The organism is Mesorhizobium sp. M7A.F.Ca.CA.002.15.2.1 (assembly GCF_003998715.1).
GTDB classification, from domain to species: Bacteria; Pseudomonadota; Alphaproteobacteria; order Rhizobiales; family Rhizobiaceae; genus Mesorhizobium; species Mesorhizobium ciceri.
Map to the genome: position 1 here is coordinate 1 of NZ_RZPI01000307.1, position 6,256 is coordinate 6,256.

A 6,256-nucleotide genomic window follows, 5' to 3' on the forward strand; every position below is an offset into this window, starting at 1 on the left:
GGTCGGCACCGGGCCGGTCTCCAATCCGGGCCATCGGTTCACCGTCGTCATCGACCCCGGCCATGGCGGCATCGACGGCGGTGCCGAGGGCCTGAACGGCACCATCGAAAAAAACGTCACGCTGGCCTTCGCCACGGAGCTGCGCGACAAACTCGCGGCCGTCGGCAATTATGATGTGTTCATGACGCGCGACACAGACGAATTCCTGCGTCTGGACGACCGCGTGCGCATTGCCCGTCAGCATGAGGCCGACCTGCTTATTTCGATCCATGCCGACACGATCAGCGTCAAGGGCATTCGCGGCGCCACCGTCTATACCGTCTCCGACAAGGCTTCGGACCCCGAGGCGCAGGCGCTTGCCGACCGTGAGAACCTCTCCGACCAGTTCGCCGGCATGGAAATCAAGAACGACAACAAGGAAGTCACCGACATCCTGATCGACCTGATCCGCCGCGAAACACACAACTTCTCGATGAGTTTCGCCCACACGCTGGTTGGCCAGTTGTCGACCAGCGTCGGTCTTATCAACAATCCGCAGCGCTCCGCGGGTTTCAAGGTGCTCAAGGCACCCGATGTGCCGTCGGTGCTGGTCGAACTCGGTTATCTCTCGAACGCCAAGGACGAGGCGCAGTTGCTCAACGCCGACTGGCGCGGCAAGGCGGCCCAGAGCATAACCAACGCCGTCGCGCTGTTCGCGTCGGCCAAGGCCGGATCGGGAACCGGAGGTTGACATGACCGGCGACGCCTGCAACCAGAGGCGGCGTTGCGCGACGACAACACCCAGTGCTTTTATTTCCGGCCAGCAGCCGTGAAATCAGGCATTGCCGTATTTTGTCCACATGGCGGCGACAAGGGTTTTCGATTACGGATTGGGACCGGCTCGAAAGCTTGCGTGAAAGGCGGCTTCGTTTAGGAAATTCCCGAACCAAGGACTGGAGCGGGTATGATTCGTCTCATTGGCTATTTTTTCGGCATCGGCACGACGCTGGCCCTTCTGGTCGCGGCGGGCGTTGCGATCTACATCGGCCATTTGTCGAAGGATCTGCCCGACTACGAGGTACTGGCCAAATACGAGCCGCCGGTGACCACCCGCATCCATGCGTCCGACGGCGCGCTGATGGCCGAATATGCGCGCGAACGGCGCCTGTATCTGCCGATCCAGGCCATTCCGGACCGCGTCAAGGCGGCCTTCCTGTCGGCGGAAGACAAGAATTTTTACAATCACCCGGGCATCGATGTGACCGGCCTCGGCCGCGCCATCATCGTCAACCTGCAGAATTTCGGCTCGGGCCGGCGCCAGGTCGGCGCCTCGACGATCACCCAGCAGGTGGCGAAGAACTTCCTGTTGTCCTCGGACCAGACCTACGAGCGCAAGATCAAGGAGATGATCCTCGCCTTCCGCATCGAGCAGGCCTATCCCAAGGATCGCATTCTCGAGCTCTACCTCAACGAAATCTTCTTCGGCTTCGGCGCCTATGGCGTCGCCGGCGCGGCGCTGACCTATTTCGACAAATCGGTCAACGAACTGTCCGTGGCCGAGGCCGCCTACCTGGCCTCCCTGCCCAAGGGGCCGAACAACTATCACCCTTTCAAGCATGCCGATCGCGCGATCGAGCGCCGCAACTGGGTCATCGATCAGATGGTCGAGAACGGCTATGTCACGCGTGAGGAAGGCAACAAGGCCAAGGCCGAGCCGCTGGGCGTGACGCCGCGGCGCAGCGGCACCTATCTGTTCGCCGGCGAGTACTTCACCGAAGAGGTGCGCCGCCAGATCATCGCCCGCTACGGCGAGAATGCGCTCTACGAAGGCGGCCTCTCCGTCCGCACCACGCTCGATCCGAAGATCCAGCTCATTGCCCGCAAATCGATGCAGAACGGGTTGATGAAATACGACACGCTGCGCGGCTATCGCGGGCCGGTGACATCGATCGATGTCTCGGGCGACTGGGGCGTGCCGCTTGGCGCCGTCAAGGGACTGGAGGATGTTCCCGAATGGTCGCTCGCCGTCGTGCTCGACAGTTCGGCGACCGGCCTGTCGATCGGCCTGCAGCCCGCACGGCAGGCGTCGGGCGAGATCGTCAAGGAGCGCGTCGAAGGCACTATCAGCAAGGAGGACATGGGTTTTGCCATGCGCCATGTGGTCGCCGGCAAGACCGTCAAGGCCAAGTCGCCGGCGGAGGTGCTGAAGCCGGGCGACGTCATCTTCGTGCAGAAAAACGATGGTGCCGAGGGCACCTACAGCCTGCGCCAGGTGCCCGAAGTGGAAGGCGGCCTGATCGCCATGGACCCGCACACCGGCCGCGTGCTGGCCATGGTCGGCGGCTTCTCCTATGCGCAGTCCGAATTCAACCGCGCCACGCAAGCCATGCGCCAGCCGGGCTCCTCGTTCAAGCCGATCGTCTATTCGGCAGCGCTCGACAATGGCTATACGCCGGCCTCGGTCATCATGGACGGGCCGATCACGATCCAGAGCGGCAACACGAGCTGGACGCCGAAGAACTATGACGGCACCGTCGCCGGTCCGGCGACCCTGCGCTCCGGCATCGAGAAGTCGCGCAACCTGATGACGGTGCGGCTTGCCAATGACATGGGGATGAAGCTGGTGGTCGAATATGCCGAGCGCTTCGGTGTCTACGACCATCTGGCACCCTATCTGCCAATGGCGCTGGGTTCCGGCGAAACCACCGTGATGCGCATGGTGTCGGCCTATTCGATCATGGCCAATGGCGGCAAGTCGATCAAACCGTCGCTCATCGACCGCATCCAGGACCGCTACGGCAAGACGGTGTTCAAGCAGGACGAACGTGGCTGCCAGGGTTGCAATGCGCAGGAATGGCAGAACCAGCCGGAGCCGGAGCTGGTCGACAATTCCGAGCAGGTGCTCGACCCGATGACCGCCTACCAGATCACCTCGATGATGGAAGGCGTCGTGCAGCGCGGCACCGGCGCCACCATCGGCGAACTCGGCCGTCACATCGCCGGCAAGACCGGAACGACCAACGATGAAAAGGACGCCTGGTTCATCGGTTACACGCCCAACCTCGTCGTCGGCCTCTACATGGGCTATGACACGCCGCGCGGCCTCGGCCATGGCGCCACCGGTGGCGGTCTCGCAGCCCCGATCTTCAAGGACTTCATGCGAGTGGCGCTGGACGGCACGCCCAATGTCGACTTCAAGGTGCCGGAAGGCATGAACCTGGTCGCCATCAATCGCAAGACCGGCATGCGTGCCGCATCGGGCGATCCCGGCACCATCATCGAAGCCTTCAAGCCGGGCACCGGTCCCGCCGACAGCTATTGGGTGATCGGCATGGGCGCCGACGGCTCAAATGCCACCGGTGGCGCGCTGTCGCCGCAAGCCAATCAGGCTATCCAGTCCGGCGGCGGCGGCCTCTACTGACGATTTTCAGGGGCGGATGGGCTGGCCTTGGGCCGGCCCATTTTGCTTTACAGCCGGCGGCGGCGTGCCTATGTATCGCGCCGACCGATTTCAGCAAACAGGACAGAACAGCCAGCCATGCGCGCGGAAACGCAGAATATTGTCGACGAGATCAGGCAGGCGATAACCCTGCTGAGGAGGCATCTTTGACTGGGATCAAGCCATAAAGCGGCTTGAATACCTCAATGTGCGCGCCGAGGACGCCAGCCTCTGGAACGAGCCGCTGGAAGCGCAGAAGCTGATGCGCGAACGCCAGAGCCTCGAAGAAGGCATCGCCTCGGTGAAAGGTCTGACGCAGGCGCTGGAAGACAATATCGGCCTGATCGAACTCGGCGAGGAAGAGCGCGATGAGGGCGTGATCGCCGAGGCGGAAGCCGCGATCCGCTCGATGCAAGGCGAAGCGAAGGCCCGCCAGGTCGAGACGCTGCTGTCGGGTGAAGCAGACTCCAACGACACCTATCTCGAAATCCATGCCGGTGCCGGCGGCACCGAAAGCCAGGACTGGGCCTCGATGCTGCTGCGCATGTACACGCGCTGGGCCGAGCGGCGCCGTTTCAAAGTCGAAGTGCTGGAAATGCATGACGGCGAAGAGGCCGGCATCAAGTCCGCCACGTTGATGATCAAAGGCCACAACGCCTATGGCTGGATGAAGACGGAATCGGGCGTTCATCGCCTGGTGCGTATTTCGCCCTATGACAGCAATGCGCGCCGGCATACGTCCTTCGCCAGCGTCTGGGTCTATCCGGTCATCGACGACACGATCGAGATCGACGTCTCCGAATCCGACGTCCGCATCGATACTTATCGCTCGTCCGGCTCGGGCGGCCAGCACGTCAACACCACCGATTCGGCGGTGCGCATCACGCATCTGGCCACTGGCATCGCGGTCGCCTGCCAGGCCGAACGTTCGCAGCACAAGAACAAGGCCAAGGCCTGGGAGATGCTGCGCTCGCGCCTTTACGAGGAAGAGCTGAAGAAGCGCGAGGCGGTTGCAAACGCCACCGAAGCATCGAAGAGCGATATCGGCTGGGGCCACCAGATCCGCTCCTATGTGCTGCAGCCCTATCAGTTGGTGAAGGATCTCCGCACCGGCGTCGAGAGCACCAGCCCGTCGAGCGTGCTCGATGGCGACCTCGACGATTTCATGGAAGCCTCGTTGTCGCAGCGCATCGAAGGCGGTGCCGGCGAAGCCGTGGCGGACCTGGACTAGGATATGCCCATATTCAGGTGAGGCCGGCCTGGCCTCATCTGAACATACCCCTGCGCACCACAGCAATGGAGGAGAGAGTGCCGAGCAAGCTCACCGGAAAATGCTTTTGCGGCGCGGTTCACTACGAGGTGGCCGACGAATTCCTCTATGCCGCGAATTGCCATTGTTCGGACTGCCGGCGCACCACCGGTTCGGCATTCAAGCCTTTCGCCGGTATCGAGCGTGAAAAGTTTGTCCTCACCGAAGGCGAGGACAAACTCCTGATCTTCGGCGACCAAAGCGGCCACAACGCGCATTGCTGCCAGTGCGGCTCCTTGCTTTATTCGCTCGTGCGCGACGGCGCCTATGTCCATGTCGCCATGGGAACGCTCGTCGACGACCCATCCATTCGTCCAACCGAGCACATCTTCGTCGGTTCGAAGGCGGGCTGGTTCACCATCACCGATGACCTGCCGCAGTATCAAGAGCACGTGATTGCCGGCTCCGACCAGCAATAGGCTGGAACCACAGCGGGCCAATCCCGTTTATTCGACGCCCGTTTGCCGGGAATTGACCTTGGCCTCATCTCGTCGGCGGTAGCGGATGCCTGACGTCTGTAGAACGATGTCGGGAATGCATGTTCTTGCGCCGACCAAGGAATCAGCCCAGCATCCAAGGGCTGGGAGAGAAAAAGCATTTATGGCCGGACGCGGCATATCTGCGACCCGACGATCCGGCCACTGGGAAGATACGTTCCGGGAACGGGCAAGCGAAACGCTTGATGCTCGTTTGAAAGGAACGTTTCCATGTCTGCTGCCACACTCAGATCGGCCAATGCCGTTCAACCGGCTGGCCGACTTTTGTTTTCCCTGTTCGCGATCGGCGCGATGGCAATGCTGACGGCACCTGCCTTCGCGCATGACGCCACGCCCACGGCGGCAAAGCCACAAGGCTGGAGTTATCCGTTCGCATGCTGCGCCAACTATGATTGTCGCACGACCCATACAGGCGAAGTGCTGGAGAAACCCGAGGGCTATGTCATCGCCGGAACGGGTGAGGTCGTTCCAATGACCGACAAGCGTGTCAAGGACAGCCCGGACGGCGAGTTCCATTGGTGCGCGCACCAGGGGGGCCTCGACGCCGGCAGGACAATCTGCCTGTTCGTGCCGCCGCGCTCGTATTGACGATAGGAGCGCATTCCTACGTCCGCCTGATCGCGTGTGACGGGACGGGCTTGCTGAGACGCGCCTGTCGCGGTAGCGCCGGTGATGCTTGCTGACAGACAGTTGTCAGGAGCACCTCTTTATGCTGCCTTTGCCGCACAGGGTGGCGGCGACAGGAGGAGTTCGTTGATGACCATCAAGGCAAGCTGTCATTGCAAGGCGACGACGTTCGAGGTTTCGCAAGCACCGCAGACGGTGACGCAATGCACCTGTTCTTTCTGCTCGAAACGCGGCTCGCTCTGGGCCTATTACGTGCCTTCGCAATTCAAGCTCACCAGCCCGATGGAGAACGTCTCTTTCTATCGTTGGGGGTCGAAGACCGTAAAGCACGGTTTTTGCGCCACCTGCGGCTGCGGCACCTTTACCGAAACGCCGGACTGGTCGACAGGCGAGCCGGATTTCGAC

Annotated in this window: 6 protein-coding genes; all 6 read left to right on the forward strand. The window is 61.9% G+C overall.

Annotated elements, in window-relative coordinates; all coding sequences use genetic code 11:
• Nucleotides 1–730, forward strand: a 730-nt coding sequence (locus ENZ74_RS17860) for an N-acetylmuramoyl-L-alanine amidase (protein ID WP_164761069.1), incomplete at its 5' end; no start/stop codon positions are given.
• Between the two features lie 213 nt (nucleotides 731–943).
• On the forward strand, nucleotides 944–3,400 hold the full coding sequence (locus ENZ74_RS17865; RefSeq protein WP_013531366.1) for a penicillin-binding protein 1A: 2,457 nt from the start codon (nucleotides 944–946) through the stop codon (nucleotides 3,398–3,400).
• 117 nt (nucleotides 3,401–3,517) lie between these two features.
• Nucleotides 3,518–4,649 (forward strand): peptide chain release factor 2 gene (gene prfB, locus ENZ74_RS17870; RefSeq protein ID WP_013531367.1). Its coding sequence is split into 2 segments (ribosomal slippage): nucleotides 3,518–3,583 and nucleotides 3,585–4,649, totalling 1,131 coding nucleotides; the frame shifts between segments, so codons are not numbered across the junction.
• Nucleotides 4,650–4,714: 65 nt separating this feature from the next.
• Nucleotides 4,715–5,146: a GFA family protein gene (locus tag ENZ74_RS17875; protein ID WP_063168090.1), complete on the forward strand. Its 432-nt coding sequence runs from the start codon at nucleotides 4,715–4,717 to the stop codon at nucleotides 5,144–5,146.
• Nucleotides 5,147–5,434: 288 nt separating this feature from the next.
• Nucleotides 5,435–5,812, forward strand: a complete 378-nt coding sequence (locus tag ENZ74_RS17880) for a hypothetical protein (RefSeq protein ID WP_013531369.1) — start codon at nucleotides 5,435–5,437, stop codon at nucleotides 5,810–5,812.
• A gap of 168 nt (nucleotides 5,813–5,980) precedes the next feature.
• Nucleotides 5,981–6,256 (forward strand): GFA family protein (locus ENZ74_RS17885; RefSeq protein ID WP_164761070.1); only part of this gene is annotated, 276 nt, incomplete at its 3' end.